We start from the raw sequence: 23587 nt of genomic DNA, 5'->3' as shown, positions 1-23587 counted from the left end.
GAGCCTGCCAATGTATCGCGTGTATTTCGCCCTTCTCGCGTGTCTTCTTGCCATCCCGCTGTCGGCACAGGTTTTGCCGCAGGTCCGGCCTGGTGACGGGGAAAGCGGGCTGCGCGACATGGCAAGTGCGACGGAGGCACGCCAATGGCGCGCGGTCGGCAGGCTTGATACCGGCGTTTCGTTTTGCTCAGCCACATTGATTGCGCCCGACCTCGTTTTGACGGCGGCCCATTGTGTCTACCACCCGGAAACGCACGCGCTGTTGGACGCAGAAGACCTGACGTTCCTTGCAGGTTTGCGGAACGGGCGCGCCGAGGCCATTCGGCAGGTGCGTCGTACAATTGTCATGCCCGGATACCGTCATGAGCTTGGACCAGAGCTTGAGATGATCGGGCGTGATTTGGCCTTGCTTGAACTGCGGCAACCGATCTCTCCGGCGACGATCCCACATATCGGGGCTGCGGCGACCCGTGTTCCAGATGGCGATGTAACCGTCGTATCGTACGGCGAGGATCGGGAAGCCTATGCCTCGATCGAAGAAGGGTGCGAAGTGCTGGCCCGACAGGGTGCAGTGCGGTCGCTGAGCTGCGAGGTTGCGCAAGGCACATCAGGTGCGCCGGTCCTCCACATCAACCAAGGGCGGGCGCAGGTCATCGCCGTTATGTCCGCCAGCGGCCATGCAGATGGTGAGGATATTTCGCTGGCTGTCATGTTGAACGGTCAGTTGGACACCTTGATGCAGCAAAGAAACGCTTCCGGTGCGACGGCGACCTTTACTACCTTCGGTGGCTCTACAAGCTTCGTGTCCCCTTCAAATGACACGCGCGACGGGATCGGTGCCCGCTTTGTGAGGCCTTGACCTCAAGGGGCTTGAAAGCCCCGAAATCATTTCCCACATCTGCTGTGTCGGTGCCGCTGAGCGGGCCGACATCTATCGCAAACGGGCCTGCGCCTTTGAAAAGGGCAGCCCATCCATATCGTTGTCGCTCAATGGAGGATAACCCATGCGCACTTATGATTTTTCGCCGCTTTACCGTGCAACCGTTGGCTTTGACCGTGTCGCTGACATGCTTGACCGGGTGTTGACCCAGGATGCCGGTGGCAACTCCTACCCGCCCTACAACATCGAAAAGACCGATGAGAATGCCTATCGCATCTCTGTCGCTGTTGCGGGCTTCTCCGAGGCAGACCTGAACGTCGAGCAACGCGAGCACCAGTTGGTGATCGCTGCGAAGAAGGACAAGGATGAGGCCGACAAGCGGACTTACCTGCACCGCGGCATCGCAACCCGCGCGTTCGAGAAACGCTTCCAACTGGCTGACCATGTTCGGGTGACGGGCGCTGTTGCCGAAAACGGGATGCTCCACATTGATCTTGTGCGTGAGGTGCCCGAGGCGCTGAAACCCCGCCGGATTGAGATTGGGACATCCGGCGCTAAGGCCATCGAAGCGGAAGCTGTCGAAGCCTGATCAGAGAGCAATTCGGTTCTTTTGGGGGCGGTCCTTAGCGGGCCGCCCTTTTCCGTCAGGCGGACCGCAATCGGCGAACGCGCGCTCCCTTTTGCTCGATGCGGCGGGCGGCCCTCATGTCTTTGCAATGGGCCAGCAATCGCCGCGCTGCCTTAGTTTGGCGTTCGAGACTGCGGGACGTAATCAACATGGACTCGACCCAGCATCCTGAGGCTTGGATGATGGAGTGCCGCTCCAAAACGATATTCAGGTAGTGCACGCGTCGCTTTCCGCGCATGCGTCGGATGCCGTTTTCCCCGATGAGCTTTACAGCCGGGACCAAAATCTCCTCACCAGTGCGAGGGAGGATTTGCAGGATCCGGTGTTGCGGTGACGTGATCAGGTCAACCTTAGGCATCCCACTTCCGAGGGCGCCTGAAGGAATAAGGATCGGTTTCGCCGGATCGTCCCGATGTGTGAACACCATGCGTTCGAATGTAACCAACCGAATGGCCTGCCAGCCTTTGTCCTTTGTCCAGATGATATCGTCGGGACGCAGGTATTCGATCGCCACCTCGCCCCTTTCTGTCTGGATCATTGTGCCTTCCATCAGGCAAACGGGCCCGGCAGAATAGGCGAAATTGCTTGGGGAGAGATCAGCGTTCGTCACGCCGTAGAGGGTGATCAGGTCCCCATTGTCGAACGTGATGATCGAATTGCCATTCTGTTCGGTCAACCTTGCGGAAACGTCCGAGAAGGACGCGATTTCCGTCATCTCAAAGGCGATTATTTCCTTATCGGGATCAAAGTCGGTGATAACGTCATTGCCGTGACCATCGCGGATGACGAATGCATCCTCTGATTTGCCATCGGTGAGAGTGCCGTCATCGTTGTAACCGTGGACCGTACTGCCATCGTCGCCCGCGTCGCCGCTGATCTGATCACCGTCATCACCCCTGTCGACGGAATCATTTCTCCCTCCGCCGGAGCAACTGTCTTCTCCGGAGCTGCCGTTGATGGTGTCATCGCCTTCAGTGCCACTCAGCGTGTCGTCATTGCCGCTTCCGTCGATTGTGGCCATGTCATGCCTCTTGTCGCGTATTCAGTGCGATCAGGCATGTGGCAGGCGCGCATAAATTGCGGTTAAACGCGTAGGAAAAAATCCATCGAATTTTAGCTTAAAACCATTGCCCCGGTTCCATGAGGCCCAGCTCCATCAATTGCATGGAAGACCAATGAAACTGTGTCGACTTGTGCCAGCGAAAGTCGCTGATGTCGTGGCGCGATCCTGGATTGGTGCGCAATGCCTTCGCGACGCGGAACGAACAAATCGATGCCGTCAGCGAATGGTGCCAGGGGCAGGCATATGTGTTCATCTCTTCGTCGGTCAGGGTATGGTCTTCACGCAATCGAAGGCCAGGTTTCGCCTGAAATAATCCGGTCCGGTCTATCTTGCGCTTTGGTTTTGCGACGTGCTCCTCGAACCGCCAGCGTAAGCCGCCGTAAAAGTTCAACTGCCGCTCCATAACCTCATCGCCCTCGACACCGCCTTTACGGGTGTCGGCGTAATATCCCGAACTGTCGAGAAGGGCGCCGTCAAGATCGACTGCATTTGGATGAGCTGTCAGGTCGCCGGCATACAGATCGATCACGTAGGTTAAGACGGCCTCGCGACGTTCTTCCATCACCCACGTCACCAACTCGCCCACCGTGCGATCCTCGCAAAATGGGAAGAAAAGGTATTCACCGTTGTAACAGTAGTGGATCCATTGGCCGGGCACCTTTTCGATCAGCGCATTGACCACCTCTTCGGTTGCACCCGGTTGGCGGGAAGGGTGTCGGATCACATGCTGTTTAATCTCTGAAGACGGCGGTTCGTCTGGCACCGGCAACTCATCCGGAGCAACAATTAGAATGGCTCTGAACCCAAGCGATATCAGGTGATTAAGCGAGCTCTCAAATTCCACGCGGTCTTCCGCAATCAAAACAGCATACGGCCCCTTCCCAAGGGAAGATGCTGTTGCACCTTTGAAGTCGCTCAGGTTGCTGAATTCCATGTGGCGTCTGCTCGCACTGTGTTTTTCGCAAAATGCATGTCTCCGGCCCCTTTTGCAATTCAAGCGTCGGTTGATGCGCGGGCAGGGTCACGATACATGGGCGCGATTGAGTTTTCCTTACACCTCGGGGTGGCGCGCTGCTTATGAAAAAGAAACTCTTCGTAAAGACCTATGGCTGCCAGATGAACGTCTACGACAGTGAGCGTATGGCCGAGGCGTTGGGTGGCGAAGGCTATGAGCAGGTCGACCGCCCCGAAGGTGCGGACATGATCCTCCTCAACACTTGCCACATCCGCGAAAAGGCGGCTGAGAAGGTCTATTCCGAACTCGGTCGGTTTCGTCCGTTGCGGGAGGCAAACCCAGATCTGAAGATCGGCGTTGCGGGCTGCGTGGCGCAGGCTGAGGGCGAAGAAATCATGCGGCGGCAGCCGATGGTCGATCTGGTGGTTGGACCGCAGACCTACCACCGGTTGCCCAAAATGATGGAGGCGCTTGAGAACGGCGAAAAGGCGTTGGACACGGACTTTCCTGAAGAGGACAAGTTTGCCCATCTGCCAAAGCTTAGGACAACGCGCGGCCCGACGGCTTTCCTCACCGTGCAGGAAGGCTGTGACAAATTCTGTTCTTTCTGTGTGGTGCCGTACACGCGCGGAGCCGAGGTGTCTCGTCCGGCGGAGCGTCTTCTGGGAGAGGCGCAAGCCTTGGTTGAACGTGGCGTGCGCGAAATCACCCTGCTCGGGCAGAACGTAAACGCGTATCACGGGGATGGTATGGATGGTCGGGAATGGGGGCTTGCCCGGTTGATCCGTGAAATGGCGGAAATCGAAGGGCTTGCCCGCATTCGGTTCACAACATCTCACCCAAATGACATGGATGATGACCTGATCGCCGCCCATAGCGATTGCGAAAAGCTCATGCCTTATCTGCATCTGCCGGTTCAGGCGGGGTCTGACAAAATCCTCAAGGCGATGAACCGCAAGCATACGCGCGACGAATATATGCGCCTGATTGAACGGATTCGCGCGGCCCGGCCTGACCTGCACCTGTCCGGTGATTTCATCGTTGGTTTCCCAGGCGAGACGGAAGCGGATTTCGAGGACACGCTCGATCTGGTCCGCGGGGTTGGGTACGGCACGGCCTATTCCTTCAAGTACTCCGCCCGGCCAGGAACTCCGGCGATGGAGCGTGATGGACAAGTCCCTGAGGAGGAGGCCAGCGATCGGTTGCAGCGCCTTCAGGCGCTTCTGAGTGAACAACAGCGCAACACGCAAAATGCGATGATTGGCCGACGCGTAAACGTGCTTTTCGAGAAGCCGGGTCGCGAGGCCGGGCAGATGGTTGGCAAATCCGAGTATCTCCACGCCGTGCACGTCGATGGCCCGTCTGACCTTCGCGGTCAGATCGCTCCGGTTGAGATCGTCGAAAGCCGCACAAACTCGCTCAAGGGCCGCCTGGTGTAATCCAGACGGGGCCAAGGTGGTCTGTCTGTTCTAATGGCTCACCGGCCCGGCGGGTTTTCTGCGATGATCTGATACATCACCTGAACAGCCGCATCTGGCCGATCCACAGTCGATGGATCGCGGCAGACTCGTTCCCCAATCGCGTGGGCTTCCGGGAAGGTGTAGCCAGCGTTCACGAGGCTATCGATGAACACAGGGTTCGGCCTGTCCCAAATGACCTCGGAAAACGGGCCGCGAAAGCAGCTGACAGTGACATGGACCGTATTCACAACCATCCGGTACTCATAGGTCGTGGCGGTGGCAGGCAAAGACGCGCCAACCAGAAGAGCGCCGCTGAGTGCGGCGGGTGCAAACTTTTTGAACATACGTGTTCCCCCAATCATACTGACTGCGGCGCTTTGGGATAATTCCCAGTTGGCAGACATAAACACCGCAGTCCGAACCCGAGAACGGTAGCACGAAGACATGCGAAACGCGCATCACATCTTACCAAAAGGTTAAGATTCGGATCCAAGGCGAACAATGGTCGCCGATTCGGGCCATTGTCTCCGATTTGTCCGTGAACGGCGCGAAATCAGGTGTTGGGCTTTCATCAATATCTTGGCTGGCGTCGCTAGAGGCGAAAAAATGGCCGAATCGACCGGTTGCTGTTTCCGATTAGGCAACGTGCGTGCCAATAAACCCCTTTCCATGTGTGGATAAGGTGCTATCGTGCCGTAATCTAAGGCGTTTTCAGACATGGTGCTGCCAAGCCTGTTGGGAACTGCCGCGAGGGAAACTTGAATGACCGAAACTTGTGCAAGCAAGGTCGGCAGAATCGGAACAACAGGGGGATGCAGGTGTGATCAACACTCTGACTCGCGCACTCAAAGGTGCGATTGGTGCGACGGCCCTGGTTGCAGGGGCCTTCTTCGCCCTCGCAACCCCGGCAGCTGCACAACAACAAATCATCGTAAGTGGCCAAGTTCAGCCCGGCCTTTGGGTCGACCCGGACGGCTGCCTGCACTGGGTCGCTGATGGCGGTATCGAGGGTTACATGGAAGGCCGTGTGAATCCTGAAAATGGCATGCCCGTATGTCTGGACGTGAACCCGTGCGGCGTGGCGAACACCGACACGATGTTCCACACAGACAGTGCGCGACTGACCTCGTCCGGTCGTGCGCATCTTCAGCAGTTCTTCCAAAGCGCCGGCGCATTTGCCTATGCCATTTATGGCCATACCGACAGCCGCGCCTCGGATGAATACAACATGCGCCTGAGTGAGCGTCGTGCCGCGGCCGTGGCCAATGTAGCCCGCTCGGTTGGTGCGCGGGTTGCACGTGAGATTGGCTATGGCGAACGCCGTCCGGTCGCTCCGAACGACAGCGCCGCGAACATGCAGCGCAACCGTCGCGTTGAAATCGTGTGCTACCGCTAAACCGGAAAGGGACAATCAGATGAACCTATTCAAACTTCCCCTTCTGGCTGTTGCGCCACTGGCCCTGATGGGCTGCGTGGAAAGCTTCGAAGGCACCACGGCCGCGCGAGTCGGCCCCAATGGTGAACCGCCCGTCATCGCAATTGGCGAAGACCGTGGCCGAGACGAGGGCTCGCTTTCCCGTCTTGAGGCCGGGATCTTCATCGACCCTGACGGCTGCCACATCTGGATGATTGACGACGGCCTTGAAGGCTACTGGTCGCGCCGCCTTGACCCGCGCTCGGGTCTGCCGGTCTGCACCCAGCCTGCACCTCCGGGCTCCATCGTGGGTGATTACAGCTCGGGCAGCCCGGGTATCCCGGATCGCGTGCCGCGCATCCGCAACTGATTTCGCGCTATGGCGCATAGGCAGGCGGTCCCGTTCGGGGCCGCCTGTTTCTTTTGCGCGAAGGGGCAGGTTTGGCGACAAGCGTGCTGCTTAACCACAAAATATTGGTTAAATTCGCAGATCGACTGTGGACAAGTCGGCCTGTGCGGGGTCAGACTCAGAGTAGCCAGACACCCCGGATGGTCCGGGGTGCATACCCTGACCGGAGTTTTCCTTGGCAATCAATCCGCTGCCCCATCCTGACCCGTCCAGCGAAACTCCAGTTGCCAGCGATTCTCCGGAACGCCTTCTCGAATTCCCCGATAACCGGCTTCTGATTGAGCTGTGCGGCGAGTTTGACCGCAACCTTGCCCAGGTCGAGCATCTTCTGTCTGTGCATATCTTACGGCGTGGAAATGCGCTGGCCGTGCTGGGTGAAGCACGCGACCGCGCGGTCGAAGTGCTTGAAGCCCTGTACGAACGGGTTGAGGCTGGAAAATCGCTAGAGCCCGGCGACATCGACGCCGCTGTTCGCCTCGGCGGGTCAGACGAAGGCACCGGCGTGCGCGACGGCGACCAGATCGAAATGTTCAAAGGCGGCGATCTGGAAATCGGAACCCGCAAGAAAACGGTCGAGCCACGCACCCAGGCGCAACAGGCCTATGTCCACGCCCTGTTCCAGAATGAACTCGCCTTTGGGATCGGCCCCGCTGGCACCGGCAAAACCTACCTTGCCGTGGCTGTGGCCGTGAACCAGATGATGGGTGGCCATGTCGACAAGATCATCCTCAGCCGCCCGGCGGTCGAAGCGGGCGAACGGCTAGGCTTCCTGCCCGGCGACATGAAGGACAAAGTCGATCCCTACATGCAGCCGCTCTACGACGCGCTGAACGACTTCCTGCCGGGCAAGCAACTGGCCAAGCTGATCGAAGAAAAGACCATCGAAATCGCGCCGCTCGCCTTCATGCGCGGGCGCACGCTGTCAAATGCCTATGTCGTGCTGGACGAGGCGCAGAACGCAACATCCATGCAGATGAAAATGTTCCTCACCCGTCTGGGGCGCGGCTCCAAAATGGTGATTACGGGCGACCGGTCACAGGTCGACTTGCCGCGCGGCGTCACCAGCGGGTTGAGCGAGGCAGAGCGCATCCTGAAAGGCACCGACGGGATCAGCTTCAATTACTTCACAGCCAAGGATGTCGTGCGGCACCCCATGGTCGCGAAAATCATCGAAGCCTACGACAAGGACGCGCCGGTCGGATAAGCTGGCGGGCTATTGACCGAGTGTCAGTCCATGGTATCCGCCGCCCCATGGAAATTGACATCCTCATCGAGGCTGAGGCCTGGGACACGCTGGACCTGGAAGTGCTGACAGAGGCCGCTGTGCGGGCAACGCTTGGTGCCTTGGATCTGGATTCAGACCGGTGCGCCCTTTCGGTTCTGGCCGCTGATGATAAGCGGATCGCAGCACTCAACGCAGATTTTCGCGGCAAGCCGGTGCCGACCAATGTGTTGTCCTGGCCTGCGGTCGAACGGTCCCCGGAAGAGCCGGGTGCTATGCCGAAACTGCCTGACTCCGTACTCGGTAGCCCGCCGCAAGAACTGGGTGATATCGCCTTGGCCTTTGAGACCTGCGCGCGCGAGGCTCGCGAAAGCAACAAACCGCTAAGCGATCACATCACCCATTTGGTCGTGCATGGCCTGATGCATTGCCTCGGATTTGACCATGAAACCGACGAAGATGCAGCACTTATGGAACAGTTAGAGACACGTATACTTGCCACACTGGGGGTCCCTGACCCATATTAGAGCCATGGGCAATTCAGGCCCGGTTTGTTTCTTGGAAAGGAGCCATGAGCTCAAATCCCGATCCGTCGTCTCCCGCGGCGCGTGGCGCGCCCCCGGAGAGTGACGATGCACCGGCCCAGAGGCCGGGCTTTTTCGCCCGATTGTTCGGTGCCGCGCCTGCGGTTGCTGAACCCGATGATGACCCTCAACAGGATAGTCAGGCTGTGCCCGCGCAACTTGGGCCGCCCCTGCCGTCGATGTCCAACCTGCGCAAGATGCGGGTTGAAGACGTTGCCATTCCCCGCGCCGAAATCGTCTCGGTCGGGATCGACGCTGATCTGCCCGATCTGGTGCAGGTGTTCCGTGACAGCGGCCTGACGCGACTGCCCGTATATGACGGTACGCTTGATGAGCCTGTGGGCCTCGTGCACCTCAAAGACATCGCCTTGAAGCATGGCTTCAATGGAGAGGAGGACGAGTTCACTTTGTCCGAACGCCTCCGCCCGGTTCTCTATGTGCCGCCGTCCATGCCAATTGGCGTTCTGCTGACCAAAATGCAGACCGAACGCACGCATATGGCTTTGGTTATCGACGAATACGGTGGCGTCGACGGATTGCTGACGATCGAGGACCTTATCGAGCAAGTCATCGGAGAGATCGAAGACGAGCATGACGTGGAAGAGGCGCAACCCTGGATGCGTGAAGAGGACGGTGCCTTCCTTGCACTTGCCCGTGCCCCGCTTGATGAGTTCGAGGGTGAGATCGGCATGGATCTGGTCGATGAGAACGAGGAGGAGGAGGTTGATACACTCGGCGGTCTTGTCTTCTTGCTGTCAGGTCGGGTGCCGACCCGTGGCGAGGTTGTGCCGCACCCATCAGGTGTTGAGTTCGAAGTGATTGATGCCGATCCCCGTCGCATCAAGCGTCTGCGCGTAAGGATGCCGAAAGAGGCGGCGGAGTGAGGCAGCGCCTGCGCGCAAGCCTTGAGGGTTTGGGCCGATGGCAGGGGCGCGGCGTGGCCGCATTCAGCGGCGCGTTGGCAGCACTGGCACTTCCACCATTTGATCTGTGGCCTCTTTTGTTTCCGGCGCTGGCGCTGGTTTGCGCCCTGGTCGCGACCGCGCCTGACGCCAAAGCGGCGGCTTGGCGGGCGTGGTTTGCGGGCGCGGGCTGGTTCGGCGTTGCCACGCACTGGATCGTGCAGCCTTTCTTCGTGGATGCCACGACCCATGGCTGGATGGCTCCTTTTGCAATCGTATTGATGGCCGGTGGCTTGGCGTTGTTCTGGGCTGCGGCGGGTGGTGCTGCCGCGCTGCTCTGCCCGCCGCACGGGTCGCGCGCGATCGTTTTTGCGGGGCTCGTTACCTTGGTAGAAGCTGCTCGGGGCCGTGTTTTGAGTGGTTTGCCATGGGCGCAACCCGGCCACGGGCTGATCGGGACGGAGGCTTTGGCTTTGTCCAGTTTGGGTGGGCCCTTATCCCTCACCCTTTTGACCGTTTTGATCGCGGCGCTTTCCGGCGCTTTGGTTCTGACGCGCTATCCGCTGCTGTCGGTGGTCCCACTGATTGTGGGCGTTTCAGTTGCCATGGTTCCCTGGACCGGGCCGCTGCCTGCGCCCCTAGCACCCACCATCCGGGTCGTGCAGATCAACGCACCACAACACCTCAAGTGGGAGCCTGACATGATCCCGGTCTTCTTTGACCGTGGATTGTCATTGACGGCCGAAGGCAGCCAGCCCGATCTCGTGATTTGGCCGGAAACCAGCCTGCCCACGATCCTGCGCAGTTCAGAGGAGGCACGGGCGAGGATTGCGCTTGCTGCCGACGGCGCGGAGGTTTTGATCGGCGGCCAGCGATATGCCGGGGTCGAGCCGCGCAATGTGCTGGTCCATCTCGATGCCGACGGAGCGGTCGTGCAGGTCTACGACAAGCACCATCTCGTGCCGTTTGGCGAGTACATGCCGTTGCGCGGCCTCGCTGATGACCTTGGTCTCGCCGGGTTGGCGCAGCAATTGTCCGGTGGCTATCGGCCTGGTGAGGGGCCTGCGGTTATGGACCTCGGCCCATTCGGACGTGCCTTTCCGATGATCTGTTACGAGGCGATCTTTCCACACTACATCGAACGCGTGGACCGGCCCGACTGGTTGGTACAGGTCACCAATGACGCGTGGTTCGGCAGTTTCGCCATGCCTTACCAGCATCTTGCACTGGCGCAGTTGCGGGCGGCCGAACAGGGTCTGCCTTTGATCCGGGCAGCGAACACTGGAATCTCGGCCGTGATTGATGCCCATGGTCAAATCATTGAGGCGTTGCCAATGGATGTGGATGGCGTGATTGACGCCCAATTGCCAGCGGCCTTGCCACCAACGCTTTACGCCCGCTTTGGCCATCTGCCGGTGATCCTACTTGCGGTATTTGTCACAGGCGCGGGCATTGCATGGCCACGTTTCCGAAAGGCCCATTGAACCTGTTTGCAAAGGGGCGTAAGCGCTTCGCAATTCCCACAACGGCTTCCTGACGTGGGACGTAACAGACAATGGAGCACTCCCCATGGCGCGCAACAACTACCTCTTCACTTCGGAATCTGTTTCTGAGGGCCACCCGGATAAAGTCTGCGACCGCATCTCCGACGCCGTTCTGGATGCATTCCTAGCTGAAGAGCCCGAAGCGCGCGTGGCGGCAGAGACCTTTGCCACGACCAATCGCGTTGTGATTGGTGGCGAAGTGGGCCTGAGCGATCAGGCAAAGCTGAAGGAATACATGGGTCGCATCGATGCCATTGCGCGCGATTGCATCCGCGACATCGGCTACGAGCAGGACAAATTCCACCACGAAACCGTGGAGATCACCAACCTGCTGCACGAACAATCCGCCCACATCGCGCAAGGCGTCGATGCGGCAGATAACAAGGATGAAGGTGCGGGCGACCAAGGGATCATGTTCGGCTATGCCTGCGGTGAAACGCCTGAGCTGATGCCTGCCCCCATCCACTATGCGCATGCCGTGCTGAAACGGTTGGCAGATGTCCGCAAATCCGGCGCTGAGCCCGCTCTTGGCCCCGACGCGAAGTCGCAGCTTTCGGTGCGTTACGAAGACGGAAAGCCGGTCGGTGTGACTTCCATCGTTTTGTCCACGCAGCACCTCGACGAAAGCCTGTCTTCCGACGACGTGCGCGCAATTGTTGAACCCTATATCCGCGAAGAACTGCCCGAGGGTTGGATCAGCGCTGAGACCGAGTGGCACGTGAATCCCACCGGCAAATTCGTCATCGGCGGCCCGGACGGGGATGCTGGCCTTACGGGCCGCAAGATCATCGTGGACACATACGGCGGCGCTGCGCCCCATGGCGGCGGCGCATTCTCGGGCAAAGACCCGACCAAGGTGGACCGTTCTGCGGCTTATGCCTCGCGCTACCTTGCCAAGAACGTGGTGGCTGCAGGGCTTGCACATCGCTGCACGATCCAGCTGAGTTACGCGATTGGCGTAGCTAAACCCCTGTCGATCTATTGCGATACGCACCAGACGGGACAGGTTTATGAGGCCGAGATTGAGAAGGCCCTTGGGCAGGTTATGGACCTCACCCCACGCGGTATCCGCACGCATCTTGGTCTGAACAAGCCGATCTATCAGCGCACCGCGGCCTACGGGCACTTTGGCCGTGCGCCGGAGGCCGATGGCGGTTTCTCATGGGAACGCACCGATCTGGCTGACGCAATCAAAGGCGCGCTCTAAGGTTATGCAAAAGTCTTTCGGCTTTTACGTCATGCGATTCGCACTGACGCTAGTTAGTCTGTTCGCCTTCATCTGGGGCGGCTCAAATCTTCTCGCGCAATTTGCGCCTGATATTGCCATGACGTTGTCCAGCGGGCCATTCGCGATTGGAATTTTCGTAGGGGTCATGATCTTCCCTCCCTTGCAGTTGGCGCAGATCTTCTATCGTCATGAACAGCGTCATATGACCGGCGGCGAGGGCTGGGGCTTGGCGGTCATCGGTGCACTCCTGTTCGTTGCCGTGATGTGCGGCGTCGTCTATTTGCGTTTGTGGCAAAACCCCACTGCTCTCGCGGACTTGCAGCGAGAAATTGGCGGCGATTTCATTATCGCGTTCCTGCCGCTTGGCGTTCTCGTCGTATTCCTGATGTTGGTATACCGTCTGTTTTTCTGGGCTGCGATCCGGGGGCAAATCAAACGCGCCGAACGCAGCGGGACTTGAGCGTCCGCACCCGGACCGTTAAGCGCCAGCCATGGAACGTCCACACCGCAATTTTTACGGCCGTCGCAAGGGCCAGCACCTCAAGGACAGCCAGGAACGTTACCTGGCTGAGGATTTAGAGGCGTTATCGCCCGGGCCCGTTGACTGGGATGTGAACCCTGACCGAGCACCGCTGGACCTTCAGTCGCTTTTCGGCGGCAAAAATGTCTGGCTCGAGATCGGCTTTGGCGGGGGTGAACATCTGGTGCATCAAGCCGCCTCGAACCCCGATGTCGGGATCATCGGGTGCGAGCCATACATCAACGGCGTTGCGATGCTTCTGGGTAAGATCCGGCAGGCTGGCGTCGAAAACCTGCGCGTCTATCCCGGTGATGCGCGAGATCTATTTGATGTTCTGCCACCGCAGAGCATCTCCAAGGCCTTCCTGCTCTATCCTGATCCCTGGCCGAAAAAGCGCCATCACCGACGCCGCTTTGTCACGCCAGAACATCTAGCCCCTCTGTCGACGGTCCTAAAGCCGGGTGCCGAGTTCCGCGTGGCCACGGACATTCCGGATTATGTGCGCCAAACCTTGGAAGAGGTGCCGAAAGCAGGTTTTGACTGGTTGGCTGAGGCCGCGTCGGATTGGCGCGAACCTTGGGATGATTGGTACTCGACGCGGTATGAACAGAAAGCACTCCGCGAAGGACGTACGCCGCATTACCTGACTTTTCGAAAAACCTGAGCATCACCGCGACGTCCCGCCCGCCGCAAAGGGGTGTGGACGCCCGCCCATGCCGCGTCTATCACCGGCCCGCAATCGCCAGCGAAGAGGCCCCACATGTCAGCACATGGTGAACCCCAGCCTATGACGGCCCGAAAGGGGTCTGCGTTGGAAGGCGTGGCCGAGGTGCCAGGCGATAAGTCCATTTCTCATCGCTCCCTCATTCTTGGCGCAATGGCGGTGGGCGAGACCAAGGTGACGGGTCTTCTGGAAGGCCAAGACGTCCTTGATACGGCGTCCGCCATGCGGGCATTCGGGGCCGACATCACACGCGACGAGGACGGCACTTGGCATGTCCACGGCGTTGGCGTCGGTGGCTTTGCGGAGCCTGAGGATGTGCTCGATTGCGGCAATTCCGGCACCGGTGTGCGTCTGATCATGGGCGCTATGGCGACCTCTCCGATCACCGCAACGTTCACCGGCGACGCGTCGCTCAGGTCACGTCCCATGGCGCGGGTGACTGACCCGCTGACGCTGTTCGGAACGCAGTCCTACGGTCGGGCGCAGGGGCGATTGCCAATGACGCTCGTCGGCGCCGCGGAGCCTTTGCCCGTGACGTACACAACGCCCGTGCCGTCGGCCCAGGTAAAGTCAGCCGTGCTGTTGGCGGGTTTGAACGCGCCGGGCCAGACCGTCGTTATTGAGGCCGAGGCGACACGCGACCATTCGGAGCGGATGCTGGCGGGCTTCGGGGCCGAGATCACCACCGAGATCACGCCCGAAGGCCGCGTCATTACCCTGACCGGTCAGCCCGAATTGAAGCCGCAAACCATCGCAGTCCCCCGTGATCCAAGCTCCGCCGCCTTTCCGGTCTGTGCCGCACTCATCACGGAAGGCTCTGACGTTTTGGTGCCCAATATCGGCCTTAACCCGACCCGCGCGGGGCTGTTCGAGACGCTCAGGGATATGGGTGCGGACCTCACCTACGAGAACATGCGGGAAGAAGGGGGCGAGCCTGCCGCCGACCTCCGCGCGCGCTTTTCGCCGAACATGAAAGGCATCGAGGTGCCGCCCGAACGCGCAGCTTCCATGATCGATGAATATCCAATCCTCTCCGTGGTCGCGGCCAATGCCGAAGGCGCCACCGTGATGCGGGGCGTGAAAGAACTGCGCGTTAAGGAAAGCGACAGGATCGCCGCAATGGCGGACGGCCTGCGCGCTGCGGGTGTAGACGTTGAGGATGGCCCGGATTGGTGGATCGTCCACGGTCGCGGGCCGGGTGGCGTAAAAGGCGGGGTGACTGTTGCCACCCATCTCGATCACCGCATCGCCATGTCGTTCCTGTGCGCGGGTTTTGCCAGCCAACAGGGCATTACCGTGGATGATGCCGGGCCGATCGCAACGAGCTTCCCGATCTTCGAGCCCCTCATGCGTAGCCTCGGTGGGCAGTTGGACCGGGCGAACAGGGGCTAGTCCGGATATGACGCCAGGGAGAGTTTGGTCCGGCGCTTGAACCCGACCGTTCCCACCCAAAAAGCGAGGCCCGTAGTTGTGCCGAATGAAACCGAGCCGAGCCAATCCCAATACCCCGACTGCCCGACCCAGACGTTGTTCACCAGAACCGTCAAAGGGAGCGTGACACAAACACCAAGCCACCAAGGAACAAAGATCTCAAGTCGCGCGAGGAGCTTAACAATGGTCCACGCCAAAGTGCAAAGTGGGATCATCAAGATCAAGCCGCAGAATGCAATGAAAGGGGTTAGGCCAAAAACAAAGCTACCGCTTTCCGATGGGTATGGCCCGCCTAGAAAAAGCATCACAACACCCAGTCCAGTCAAATAGGCCAAGCCACACCCAAGGGAAAACCTATCCACCGACATGGGCCAGTGCCTCCTCGGGCCGGCGGCCCTCCTCGCAGCTGTCCTTTCTGGCCAATCCCTCTCGCGCGGGTTCTGAGTGGGGGCCTTTCACATCCCATGCCAGACCGACCCCTTCCAATGCGCGAATGAACCAGTAGCCCGGATCGAGCTGCCCCTCTTCGACCCCAAGCTGTGCCGAGTGTGGGAAGGCATGGTGATTGCCGTGAAAGCTTTCACCGAAGGTCAGGAAGCCGAGCCCGCGCAGGTTGTAGCCCTGCACCGGCAGGCCGCGGATCTCCCACCCCTGATGCCCATCCTTATGCGCGGCATGCCCCACAGCCCAATGACCGATCAGCGAGACCGATACACGTAGGCAGATGCCCCACAGAACCCAACCGATCCCGCCAAGCGCAAACAGAACGGCTGCCGGGACCAACTGTTGTGCCATCCAGTGACGCTCCATCCAGCGATAGACGGGGTCGTTTGCGATCTCAGGCTCAATCTCGAAATGCGGTGGGTGGGTCAGCGCAAAGCGGCAATGCATCTGCCACCAGGCATCGCGCAGCCAGCCTGCGCCGTGGGACGGGTGCGGTGGGCATTCGACCTGCCGTTGGTGCCAATCGCGCATATCGTGGGCGCGGATCATGCCGAAGGGGCCCGCCATGCCAACAAGGGTGCCAAGCCAGACAAGCGTGCGCTCCAGCCATTTCGGCGCGGTAAAGCTGCGGTGGATCAGCAGGCGGTGCATGCCGACCGAGTGACCGGCACACAGGGTGATAGCTGCCAAGACGAGGAACGCGGCGAATCCACCCCAGCTTGGGAACCAGACGAGGGCGACCACAGTCCCAGCCATATGGCCAAACGTCCAAAGCGACTTGGGCATGTCCCACTCAATCTGCCCTTGGGTTGCGGAAGTGTTGGCCTCGGCGAAAACGCGGTCAGTGTCGATCAGGGTCATTGGGTGGCTCCTTTCAGGGCAGGGGCTTCCACGCCGTGAGGGGTGCGAATGTTCCAGGCAAGGCCAAGGGCGGCGAGCGTGCGGATTACCCACCAACCGGGATCGATCTGGCTGGCGTCATGGCCCATGCGCGCCGAACGCGGGAAGGCGTGATGGTTGTTGTGAAAGGCCTCCCCAAAGGTAACGAGGCCGAGGGCGGGCAGATTGCGCCCATCAATGGCGATGTCGTTTTGCACAAAAGGCCGTTCACCGCGTGTGTGCGCGAAGTGAACCGTCACCCAATGTCCGGCGAGCGATACCGCCACCCGCAGGCCGATGCCCCACAGCACAAAGCCGATGCCACCCAGCGCGAAGAGAGCGAGGGCAAGCGGTACTTGCTGCCAGCGCCATGTCGCCTCAAGGAAGCGATAGAAACGGTCGCGGGTCACACGCTCTTCAATGTGCAGGACAGGCGGGTGATCGAGCACTTGCTCGTAGTGCATCTGCCATAGCGCATCGCGCCAGAAGCCGACATCGTGTTTGGCGAAGGAGTGGCAGTCAGGTTGCTGCTGTTGCCAATCGCGGATTTCGTGGATGCGGAACATTCCAATCGGGCCTGCCATTCCGACCAGTGTGCCAAGGTAGACTAGGACGTGTTCCAACCAGATCGGCGCTTCAAAGCTGCGGTGGATCAGAAGGCGATGCATCCCTACGGAATGGCCAAGGCAGAGCGTCAACAGCATCAGGGCGAAAGTGACGCCCGCGGCTTCCCACGAGGGAAAGAAGACAACGCCGGTCACACCCATGACGGCCATTGCTGTGAACCACAGAGATTTCGCAGGTGCCCACACAACGCGTCCGTGGGTGGCCGAGCTGTCAGGACATGGCGTCACCCGATCTGTTGCACTCAATTTCGCTATCATCTCTTGCACCTCCGTCTTTCAGCATTTAACTAATAAGTGAAATCTCTATTTAACCTGTGAGTTAACTGGTGAAATATGTCAAGCCCTGAAAAAGTCTTCGAAGCGCTTTCCTCGACCACGCGCCGGAAAATCCTTGCCTATCTTAGGGAAAGGCCGCTGCACGCCGGTGCGATTGCGGATCGGTTCGATATGTCGAAGCCCGCCGTCAGCAAACATTTGTCGGTCCTCGAATCGGCGGGGCTGATCTGGAAGAAGCGTGAAGGTCAGTTCATTCTGTATGGAATGGAGCAGGAGAATCTGGCCGGACATCTCTGGACCTTCATGCAAGAGGTCTGCCCGCCGTCGCGCGCGCTACGCCGCGAAGTGCGTGAAGAGATGGAGCAGGGCGCGCCGGAACCGGATGGTGATCCGTCGGTGACGTGACGATCTGATAGCTTTCCGTAGTTAGTTTGGATGCACCACAGTTCGAGGGTGTACCATGGCCAACATCACTGGATCTTGCCTTTGCGGGGCGATCGAATTTCAGATCTCAGGCCCACTCCGCCCTGTAATCGCTTGCCATTGCACACAATGCCGCAAAACGTCTGGCCATCACGTCGCTGCAACCTCGGCGGCACGAGATGAGATTTCCATGTCGGGCGAGCCGGTTTGGTATGCCTCATCTCACACTGCGAAACGCGGCTTTTGTGGTGCCTGCGGATCGAACCTGTTTTGGGACGGCGGTGGGGCAAATATCTCAATCTTTGCAGGGACTCTGGACGGGGACCCCGGGTTAGACATGGCAGGCCACATCTTCTGCGACGACAAGGGCGGGTACTACGAGTTGACGGATGATTTGCCCAAAGCGGGCGGATACGATCCCAACCTTACGACACAGGTGGCGCGCTAGTGCGCCGCGAAAAACCGCGCTAGAACAGCAAGATGAGATTCACAGTAGCCATCGACGGGCCCGCCGCTGCGGGCAAAGGAACCATAGGGCGCGCGGTTGCGGCCAAGTTTGGGTTCGGACATCTGGACACGGGGCTGCTTTATCGGGCCGTGGGCGCGCGGATGCTGGCCGGTGAGAAAGCAGAAGATGCGGCGCGTGGCCTGACGCCTGAGGATTTGGGTGATCCCGATGCGTTGCGCACACCTGACGTGGCGCAGGCGGCCTCGAAGGTGGCTGTGATCCCCCAGGTTCGCTCGCATCTGCTTGATTTTCAAAGGGCATTTGCCAACCGTTCGGGCGGAGCTGTCCTCGACGGTCGCGATATTGGCACGGTGATCTGCCCGCGTGCCGAGGTGAAACTGTTCGTCACGGCCAGCGCCGAGGTGCGCGCGCAGCGGCGGATGGATGAGCTGGCGGGGCGTGGCCTTGCCGCGAATTTCGCTGAGGTCTTGGCGGATGTGAAGGCCCGCGACGCCCGCGATGCGGACCGCGCGACAGCGCCTATGGTGGCCGCCGACGATGCCCTTGTCCTCGATACCAGCGACATGAGCATTGATGAGGCAGTAGCGGCTGCCGTCGCCGCCGTTGAGGCCCGCAAAGGCGCGTGATCCGGTGCCGCCCTCGTGACCGGGGGTGAGGCGATTGGGTCTAGGGAGATTGCCGGGTGCGGGCTAGGCTGACGGTGATCAACCCGTCGCCGGAGACCCAGCCATGCGCCAAGCCATCTACCTTATCCTGTTCATCGCACTTTCGCCGTTCAGCCTAGCGGCCCAGGAATCCGAACCGCCGATGACGCCGGAGCGGATGGCGGAAATCTTCACGGCGCTGGACCCGGAAGCTGTGATCGAATCCAATGGCATGTCCTTCACGGTCGCCAATGTGCCCGTCACGGTCATCATGGATCCGGCGGCGGACCGGATGCGGATATTGGTGCCGATCTCATCCGCCGAAGGGCTGGATGATGGCGCGCTGCTGCGGCTGATGCAGGCCAATTTCGACACGGCTTTGGATGCCAGATACGCCATCGCCAACAACCGGGTTTGGTCGACGTTTATCCATCCGCTCTCGCCGCTGGAGACGGATCAATTGATCTCGGGCGTGGCGCAGACTGTGGTGCTGGCGCAGACCTACGGCGACACCTATTCCTCGGGCGCGGTGATGTTTGGCGGCGGCGATACGCGGGGGCTGATCGAGGAGCTGCTGGAGCTGGGTGAGGAGCTTTGAGGGACCGGGCTGCTCACACGTGAGCAAGTGGGGTAAGTATCTGATATAAAATTAAATAGAGAAAAACGTTTACCTTTTCTTAAGGATTTAAAACGGGTTTTCGGTTGTTTGATCTGCGTTCGGCTGGTGAGGTGTGTGGGATCAAATCAGCCGGTTTGGCGTGTGTCTTGGGCAAGGGTTCGGATGATCGCTTGGGCGAAGAAGGTTCTCGATTGGATAACGCGCCAGCGCGGGCCGGTTGGTCCTCCTGACCGCGCAGTGACACTACCCGCTCAATGGGAAGTGCGACTTTGGGAAAGTGTTCCGGGCGACATTGAGTGGCTCGATATTCGGAAGTCGCCCGATCCTGAAAGGTCACCAAATTCAGGGTGGCAGAGACATGTCATGAGCGGAGAGGCTTTCAGGACTCTGCAGATTTGGTGGCGAGAGCTGTCATCGAACCCGCCTTCGAGCGGCAACTCAACGTGGACTGTCCGGGGGCCAAATGGATACTCAATGCGTTACCGGCACGAAGGTCCGACTGAGTTCTCGCACCATGAAGCGGAGGGCAGATTTTTACTCATGCCTGCAGACGTGTTTGTGGAAATGATGCGACTTGTGCCAGAGGCTGAGTGTTTGGATAGATAGCCTCGAATAGTTTGGCAGAAATAAATGGCCTTCGTCGAAGGTCGGATCGCCACTCCGGCGTGACGGCGATAGACCGGTTTACCGGTGGTTTGAGTGGGGGAGCGGGCGGCGGGACAAGTCCCGCCCTACGGTTTGGCGCGCGGTGGGTTGCACCCACCCTACGCCCCTTGCGCATAAGGCGAACCCCGGCTATACGCGCGCCAGTCCAAGGCGGTGCATAAATCGTGGGCGAAGGTGCAGGCAGGTGGGATACGTCCCGCCTTCTTTCGTTTTCGGAGCAACGTCGCGGAAAAACGCAATCAAAGACCGGCGGAGACAACCGCGCGGCCAGATCAAAACCGAATAGGAACCCAAAGCCACATGGCAAATGCAACCATGGAGGAATTCGAAGCCCTCCTGAACGAAAGCTTCGAAATTGACACGCCCGAAGAGGGCTCGGTTGTCAAAGGCAAGGTCATCGCGATTGAAGCGGGACAAGCCATCATCGACGTCGGCTACAAGATGGAAGGCCGCGTTGAACTCAAGGAATTCGCAAATCCCGGTGAAGCGCCCTCGATCGAGGTCGGTGACGAAGTCGAAGTCTACCTTCGCAACGTCGAGAACGCCCGTGGCGAGGCCGTGCTGTCGCACGAGATGGCCCGCCGTGAGGCCGCCTGGGATCGTCTGGAAAAGGCATATGCCGCAGAAGAGCGTGTCGAAGGCGCAATCTTTGGCCGCGTGAAGGGTGGTTTCACCGTGGATCTGGGTGGCGCGGTTGCGTTCTTGCCCGGCTCTCAGGTCGATGTCCGCCCCGTGCGCGATGCGGGCCCTCTGATGGGCCTCAAGCAGCCGTTCCAGATTCTGAAGATGGACCGTCGCCGTGGCAACATCGTTGTGTCGCGCCGGGCAATCCTTGAAGAATCCCGCGCCGAGCAGCGCGCCGAGGTGATCGGCAAGCTGAACGAAGGCGACGTGGTGGACGGTGTCGTCAAGAACATCACCGAGTACGGCGCATTCGTCGATCTGGGTGGCGTGGACGGCCTGCTGCACGTGACCGACATGGCCTGGCGCCGTGTGAACGACCCCAAAGACATCCTGACCATCGGCGAGACGGTCAAGGTGCAGGTCATCAAGGTCAACAAGGAAACCCACCGCATCAGCCTTGGCATGAAGCAGCTGCAGGACGATCCGTGGGATGCCGTCCAAGGCAAGTACCCGCTAGATTCCGTACACACGGGCCGCGTGACGAACATCACGGATTACGGTGCGTTTGTTGAGCTTGAGCCGGGCGTTGAAGGCCTGGTCCACGTCTCCGAGATGTCCTGGACGAAGAAGAACGTCCATCCGGGCAAGATCGTTTCGACCTCTCAGGAAGTCGAAGTGATGGTGCTGGAGATCGACACCGTGAAACGTCGCGTCTCCCTTGGCCTCAAGCAGACCATGCGCAACCCGTGGGAAGTGTTCGCCGAGAGCCACCCCGAGGGCACGCAGGTCGAGGGCGAGGTCAAGAACATCACCGAGTTCGGTCTGTTCGTGGGGCTCGAAGGCGAGATCGACGGCATGGTGCACCTGTCCGACCTGACCTGGGAAGGTCGTGGCGAGGACGTCATCAACGATTACCGCAAGGGCGATATCGTGAAGGCGGTTGTCACCGAGGTCGACACCGACAAGGAGCGTATCAGCCTCTCGATCAAAGCCATGGACGGTGATCCGTTCGCGGAGTCGGTCGAAGGTGTGAAGCGCGGCTCGGTCATCACGGTGGAAGTCACCGCGATCGAGGATGGCGGGATCGAAGTGGAATATGAGGGCATGAAGTCCTTCATCCGCCGCTCGGACCTGTCGCGTGACCGTTCCGAGCAGCGCCCTGAGCGTTTTGGCGTTGGCGACAAGGTGGACGTCCGTGTGACGAACATCGACGCCAAGTCGCGCCGCCTGGGTCTGTCGATCAAGGCACGCGAGATCGCGGAAGAGAAAGAAGCCGTGGAACAGTTCGGCTCCTCCGACTCCGGTGCATCGCTGGGCGATATCCTCGGCGCGGCGCTGAAAAGCGACGACGACTAAGCCTTAAGGCGATTGAATTGGGGAAGGCCCTGCCGGATGCGGCGGGGCCTTTTTCGTTGTGGGTCAGTGGCTTGGAGGCTGTAGCCTTGGTCTGAAGGGAATGTGAACACAAGCCGTGCGGGGGCGGTGCTAGCTTTCAGGCTAGTCTGTATCTGCATGAAGGAACCTGGCCATGCTTCCCCCGATCCTTAAAGCACTCGCTCTTGGCTTGGCCGTATCAATGGCGCCCTCTCTGGCCGCAGCCCAGACAGATCTGCCGGATTATGTCATAGAAGCGTTTGGCCAGCCGCCTGCCATTCCCGAAGGCCCATTGGCGCCGGAGCTTGAGGTGGCGTTGCAGCGTGCGATTGAGATCGGGCGGGATCAGGCGGGGTGGGACCTCGTGGACACAGACGCGTTTGAGACGATTGCGGCCTCGGGCGATCCCCGAGCGGCCTGGCTGATCACGGATCTGATGCGGTTCACCTGGCGGCCTGAGGTGTTCGTGGCGTTGCGTGACGTGAGCGTTGAATTACTGGGTGTAGAGCCGCAGACCTTCCGCCCGCGCGCCGAGATTGCCGATCACCTGATCGCGTGGGAGGTGCCCGCTTATCCCGGTTATCTGGACCACAAGAGGCAGATTTTTACGGCCTATCTGCCGGGGCTTGAAGAGCTGATGGTCGAGGGAGACATCGACTGGCACCTCGTCTCGTGGGGTGGGGTGCGGATTGATGACCGGCCCTATGACACCACAGCGACGCCGTGCCAGTGCATTCCGGCCTCGGACAATCCGCCGGTGCAGACGGCGGACGAGGCCACATGGCTGGACGATGATGACATCATTTTCGGCATCGAGATCAACGGAGAGGCCCGCGCCTATCCGCGCCAGATCATGGAAGTGCGCGAGATGGTCAACGATACGTTGGGCGGGCGGCATCTGGGCATGCCCTATTGCACCTTGTGCGGTGCGGCGCAGGCCTATTTCACGGATGAATTGCCCATCGGGGTGGAGCGGCCCGTCTTGCGCACCTCGGGCCTGCTGATCCGGTCGAACAAGGTGATGTATGACATCACGTCCATGTCGGTCTTTGATACCTTCACGGGCGAAGCGGTGACGGGGCCGCTGGCTGTGCGGGGCCTTCAGTTGCAGCAGGCCAGCGTGATCACCACGGACTGGGCCTCATGGCGGGAGGCTTACCCGCACACGACCGTGCTGGTGGAGGAGCTGGCGCTGGGGCGGGATTTCGATTTCCGCAATACGCGCGATGCGGATGGGCCGATCTTTCCGGTGGGAGATGTCGATCCGCGCCTGCCGGTGCAGGAGGATGTGGTCGGTGTGTTCACGGGTGACGGGCGCCCGGTCGCGTTCCCGCGGGGTCTGGCGCTGGCGGCGTTGAGCGATGGGGCCGAGGTTGCTTTTGACGATGTGCGGATCGTGCAAGCCGCAGGAGGATTGCGGGCTGTGGGGCCCGATGGCGAAGATCTGGGCAGCCATGAGGCGTTCTGGTTCGCCTGGTCGCAGTTTCACCCCAACACTGCGTTGTGGCCGGACGGTTGAGGGACGGGGAGACGCTGCTGCGGCCTAGCCGCACCTCGCCCCTCCCGCCGTCCCGTATCT

General features: G+C 60.0%; 24 protein-coding genes and 1 riboswitch. Of the genes, 19 read left to right on the top strand and 5 right to left on the bottom strand.

What is annotated here, in order from left to right; translation table 11 throughout:
- The first annotated feature begins 10 nt into the window (after positions 1 to 10).
- Positions 11 to 859 carry a trypsin-like serine peptidase gene (locus V8J81_RS14360; RefSeq protein WP_368476438.1) on the top strand — a complete coding sequence of 283 codons (849 nt, stop codon included), beginning with the start codon at positions 11 to 13 and terminating at the stop codon, positions 857 to 859.
- Between the two features lie 145 nt (positions 860 to 1004).
- Positions 1005 to 1469: an Hsp20 family protein gene (locus V8J81_RS14355; RefSeq protein ID WP_368476437.1), complete on the top strand. Its 465-nt coding sequence runs from the start codon at positions 1005 to 1007 to the stop codon at positions 1467 to 1469.
- A 55-nt stretch (positions 1470 to 1524) separates the two neighbouring features.
- On the opposite strand, the gene V8J81_RS14350 is transcribed toward V8J81_RS14355, so the two are convergent.
- Together V8J81_RS14350 and V8J81_RS14345 are read right to left on the bottom strand one after the other, a co-directional pair.
- Positions 1525 to 2529 carry a Hint domain-containing protein gene (locus V8J81_RS14350; protein WP_368476436.1) on the bottom strand — a complete coding sequence of 335 codons (1005 nt, stop codon included), beginning with the start codon at positions 2527 to 2529 and terminating at the stop codon, positions 1525 to 1527.
- A 97-nt stretch (positions 2530 to 2626) separates the two neighbouring features.
- Positions 2627 to 3505 carry a hypothetical protein gene (locus V8J81_RS14345; RefSeq protein WP_368476435.1) on the bottom strand — a complete coding sequence of 293 codons (879 nt, stop codon included), beginning with the start codon at positions 3503 to 3505 and terminating at the stop codon, positions 2627 to 2629.
- A 143-nt stretch (positions 3506 to 3648) separates the two neighbouring features.
- Here V8J81_RS14345 and miaB point away from each other — a divergent pair, with 143 nt between their 5' ends.
- Complete coding sequence (gene miaB / locus V8J81_RS14340; RefSeq protein WP_368476434.1) at positions 3649 to 4965, top strand: tRNA (N6-isopentenyl adenosine(37)-C2)-methylthiotransferase MiaB; 1317 nt, start codon at positions 3649 to 3651, stop codon at positions 4963 to 4965.
- Positions 4966 to 5003: 38 nt separating this feature from the next.
- On the opposite strand, the gene V8J81_RS14335 is transcribed toward miaB, so the two are convergent.
- Positions 5004 to 5330, bottom strand: coding sequence for a hypothetical protein (locus tag V8J81_RS14335; protein WP_368476433.1), 327 nt, complete (start codon positions 5328 to 5330; stop codon positions 5004 to 5006).
- Positions 5331 to 5806: 476 nt separating this feature from the next.
- On the opposite strand from V8J81_RS14335, the gene V8J81_RS14330 reads away from it, so the two are divergent.
- The 10 genes from V8J81_RS14330 to aroA all read left to right on the top strand — a co-directional run bounded on the left by V8J81_RS14330 (position 5807) and on the right by aroA (position 14925).
- Entirely contained in the window at positions 5807 to 6382 is a 576-nt protein-coding gene (locus tag V8J81_RS14330) for an OmpA family protein (RefSeq protein WP_368476432.1), read from the top strand.
- Positions 6383 to 6401: 19 nt separating this feature from the next.
- Complete coding sequence (locus tag V8J81_RS14325; RefSeq protein ID WP_368476431.1) at positions 6402 to 6770, top strand: hypothetical protein; 369 nt, start codon at positions 6402 to 6404, stop codon at positions 6768 to 6770.
- Positions 6771 to 6990: 220 nt separating this feature from the next.
- Positions 6991 to 8013 (top strand): PhoH family protein, encoded by a 1023-nt coding sequence (locus V8J81_RS14320; protein ID WP_439649925.1) that lies wholly within the window; start codon positions 6991 to 6993, stop codon positions 8011 to 8013.
- Positions 8014 to 8060: 47 nt separating this feature from the next.
- On the top strand, positions 8061 to 8558 hold the full coding sequence (gene ybeY / locus V8J81_RS14315) for an rRNA maturation RNase YbeY (protein ID WP_368476429.1): 498 nt from the start codon (positions 8061 to 8063) through the stop codon (positions 8556 to 8558).
- Positions 8559 to 8602: 44 nt separating this feature from the next.
- Positions 8603 to 9499 (top strand): hemolysin family protein, encoded by an 897-nt coding sequence (locus V8J81_RS14310; protein ID WP_368476428.1) that lies wholly within the window; start codon positions 8603 to 8605, stop codon positions 9497 to 9499.
- The gene (lnt, locus tag V8J81_RS14305) at positions 9496 to 11001 is read left to right on the top strand and encodes an apolipoprotein N-acyltransferase (protein WP_368476427.1); all 1506 of its coding nucleotides are present in this window, start codon (positions 9496 to 9498) and stop codon (positions 10999 to 11001) included. The genes V8J81_RS14310 and lnt overlap by 4 nt, the downstream gene beginning before the upstream one ends.
- A 30-nt stretch (positions 11002 to 11031) precedes the next feature.
- A riboswitch (SAM-SAH riboswitch) is annotated at positions 11032 to 11080 on the top strand.
- A 6-nt stretch (positions 11081 to 11086) separates the two neighbouring features.
- Positions 11087 to 12268 (top strand): methionine adenosyltransferase, encoded by a 1182-nt coding sequence (gene metK, locus V8J81_RS14300; RefSeq protein WP_368476426.1) that lies wholly within the window; start codon positions 11087 to 11089, stop codon positions 12266 to 12268.
- 31 nt (positions 12269 to 12299) lie between these two features.
- Positions 12300 to 12749: an ABZJ_00895 family protein gene (locus tag V8J81_RS14295; protein WP_368476425.1), complete on the top strand. Its 450-nt coding sequence runs from the start codon at positions 12300 to 12302 to the stop codon at positions 12747 to 12749.
- 31 nt (positions 12750 to 12780) lie between these two features.
- The gene (gene trmB, locus V8J81_RS14290; RefSeq protein WP_368476424.1) at positions 12781 to 13473 is read left to right on the top strand and encodes a tRNA (guanosine(46)-N7)-methyltransferase TrmB; all 693 of its coding nucleotides are present in this window, start codon (positions 12781 to 12783) and stop codon (positions 13471 to 13473) included.
- 96 nt (positions 13474 to 13569) lie between these two features.
- Positions 13570 to 14925: a 3-phosphoshikimate 1-carboxyvinyltransferase gene (gene aroA, locus V8J81_RS14285; protein WP_368476423.1), complete on the top strand. Its 1356-nt coding sequence runs from the start codon at positions 13570 to 13572 to the stop codon at positions 14923 to 14925.
- Between the two features lie 393 nt (positions 14926 to 15318).
- Here aroA and V8J81_RS14280 read toward each other — a convergent pair whose 3' ends face one another.
- Together V8J81_RS14280 and V8J81_RS14275 are read right to left on the bottom strand one after the other, a co-directional pair.
- On the bottom strand, positions 15319 to 16269 hold the full coding sequence (locus V8J81_RS14280; RefSeq protein ID WP_368476422.1) for an acyl-CoA desaturase: 951 nt from the start codon (positions 16267 to 16269) through the stop codon (positions 15319 to 15321).
- Positions 16266 to 17171 carry an acyl-CoA desaturase gene (locus V8J81_RS14275; RefSeq protein WP_368476421.1) on the bottom strand — a complete coding sequence of 302 codons (906 nt, stop codon included), beginning with the start codon at positions 17169 to 17171 and terminating at the stop codon, positions 16266 to 16268. Before V8J81_RS14275 ends, V8J81_RS14280 begins: the two co-directional genes overlap by 4 nt.
- Before the next feature lie 75 nt (positions 17172 to 17246).
- Here V8J81_RS14275 and V8J81_RS14270 point away from each other — a divergent pair, with 75 nt between their 5' ends.
- From V8J81_RS14270 to V8J81_RS14245, 6 genes are all read left to right on the top strand, one after another.
- Positions 17247 to 17594: a metalloregulator ArsR/SmtB family transcription factor gene (locus V8J81_RS14270; protein WP_368476420.1), complete on the top strand. Its 348-nt coding sequence runs from the start codon at positions 17247 to 17249 to the stop codon at positions 17592 to 17594.
- Positions 17595 to 17649: 55 nt separating this feature from the next.
- Positions 17650 to 18060 (top strand): GFA family protein, encoded by a 411-nt coding sequence (locus V8J81_RS14265; protein ID WP_368476419.1) that lies wholly within the window; start codon positions 17650 to 17652, stop codon positions 18058 to 18060.
- A 32-nt stretch (positions 18061 to 18092) separates the two neighbouring features.
- On the top strand, positions 18093 to 18707 hold the full coding sequence (gene cmk / locus V8J81_RS14260) for a (d)CMP kinase (RefSeq protein ID WP_368476418.1): 615 nt from the start codon (positions 18093 to 18095) through the stop codon (positions 18705 to 18707).
- 103 nt (positions 18708 to 18810) lie between these two features.
- The gene (locus V8J81_RS14255; RefSeq protein WP_368476417.1) at positions 18811 to 19323 is read left to right on the top strand and encodes a type III secretion system chaperone family protein; all 513 of its coding nucleotides are present in this window, start codon (positions 18811 to 18813) and stop codon (positions 19321 to 19323) included.
- 840 nt (positions 19324 to 20163) lie between these two features.
- Complete coding sequence (rpsA, locus tag V8J81_RS14250; protein WP_368476416.1) at positions 20164 to 21990, top strand: 30S ribosomal protein S1; 1827 nt, start codon at positions 20164 to 20166, stop codon at positions 21988 to 21990.
- Positions 21991 to 22162: 172 nt separating this feature from the next.
- On the top strand, positions 22163 to 23527 hold the full coding sequence (locus tag V8J81_RS14245; protein ID WP_368476415.1) for a DUF3179 domain-containing (seleno)protein: 1365 nt from the start codon (positions 22163 to 22165) through the stop codon (positions 23525 to 23527).
- The last annotated feature ends 60 nt before the right edge of the window (positions 23528 to 23587 follow it).

This window comes from Gymnodinialimonas sp. 202GB13-11, assembly GCF_040932485.1.
GTDB classification, from domain to species: domain Bacteria; phylum Pseudomonadota; class Alphaproteobacteria; order Rhodobacterales; family Rhodobacteraceae; genus Gymnodinialimonas; species Gymnodinialimonas hymeniacidonis.
Note: the sequence above shows the minus strand (reverse complement) of the source record. Positions and strands in the feature narration are given on the sequence as shown.

What these genes read in the sequence shown, in the direction of transcription:
- V8J81_RS14265 (WP_368476419.1), top strand. Translation starts at nt 17,650, where the DNA reads ATGGCCAACATCACTGGATCTTGCCTTTGCGGGGCGATCGAATTTCAG.
- V8J81_RS14360 (WP_368476438.1), top strand. Translation starts at nt 11, where the DNA reads ATGTATCGCGTGTATTTCGCCCTTCTCGCGTGTCTTCTTGCCATCCCG.
- V8J81_RS14350 (WP_368476436.1), bottom strand. Translation starts at nt 2,529, where the DNA reads ATGGCCACAATCGACGGAAGCGGCAATGACGACACGCTGAGTGGCACT.
- ybeY (WP_368476429.1), top strand. Translation starts at nt 8,061, where the DNA reads ATGGAAATTGACATCCTCATCGAGGCTGAGGCCTGGGACACGCTGGAC.
- V8J81_RS14270 (WP_368476420.1), top strand. Translation starts at nt 17,247, where the DNA reads ATGTCAAGCCCTGAAAAAGTCTTCGAAGCGCTTTCCTCGACCACGCGC.
- V8J81_RS14345 (WP_368476435.1), bottom strand. Translation starts at nt 3,505, where the DNA reads ATGGAATTCAGCAACCTGAGCGACTTCAAAGGTGCAACAGCATCTTCC.
- V8J81_RS14245 (WP_368476415.1), top strand. Translation starts at nt 22,163, where the DNA reads ATGCTTCCCCCGATCCTTAAAGCACTCGCTCTTGGCTTGGCCGTATCA.
- metK (WP_368476426.1), top strand. Translation starts at nt 11,087, where the DNA reads ATGGCGCGCAACAACTACCTCTTCACTTCGGAATCTGTTTCTGAGGGC.
- V8J81_RS14280 (WP_368476422.1), bottom strand. Translation starts at nt 16,269, where the DNA reads ATGACCCTGATCGACACTGACCGCGTTTTCGCCGAGGCCAACACTTCC.
- V8J81_RS14325 (WP_368476431.1), top strand. Translation starts at nt 6,402, where the DNA reads ATGAACCTATTCAAACTTCCCCTTCTGGCTGTTGCGCCACTGGCCCTG.
- V8J81_RS14335 (WP_368476433.1), bottom strand. Translation starts at nt 5,330, where the DNA reads ATGTTCAAAAAGTTTGCACCCGCCGCACTCAGCGGCGCTCTTCTGGTT.
- V8J81_RS14275 (WP_368476421.1), bottom strand. Translation starts at nt 17,171, where the DNA reads ATGATAGCGAAATTGAGTGCAACAGATCGGGTGACGCCATGTCCTGAC.
- miaB (WP_368476434.1), top strand. Translation starts at nt 3,649, where the DNA reads ATGAAAAAGAAACTCTTCGTAAAGACCTATGGCTGCCAGATGAACGTC.
- V8J81_RS14355 (WP_368476437.1), top strand. Translation starts at nt 1,005, where the DNA reads ATGCGCACTTATGATTTTTCGCCGCTTTACCGTGCAACCGTTGGCTTT.
- trmB (WP_368476424.1), top strand. Translation starts at nt 12,781, where the DNA reads ATGGAACGTCCACACCGCAATTTTTACGGCCGTCGCAAGGGCCAGCAC.
- aroA (WP_368476423.1), top strand. Translation starts at nt 13,570, where the DNA reads ATGTCAGCACATGGTGAACCCCAGCCTATGACGGCCCGAAAGGGGTCT.
- V8J81_RS14255 (WP_368476417.1), top strand. Translation starts at nt 18,811, where the DNA reads ATGCGCCAAGCCATCTACCTTATCCTGTTCATCGCACTTTCGCCGTTC.
- V8J81_RS14310 (WP_368476428.1), top strand. Translation starts at nt 8,603, where the DNA reads ATGAGCTCAAATCCCGATCCGTCGTCTCCCGCGGCGCGTGGCGCGCCC.
- V8J81_RS14295 (WP_368476425.1), top strand. Translation starts at nt 12,300, where the DNA reads ATGCGATTCGCACTGACGCTAGTTAGTCTGTTCGCCTTCATCTGGGGC.
- cmk (WP_368476418.1), top strand. Translation starts at nt 18,093, where the DNA reads ATGAGATTCACAGTAGCCATCGACGGGCCCGCCGCTGCGGGCAAAGGA.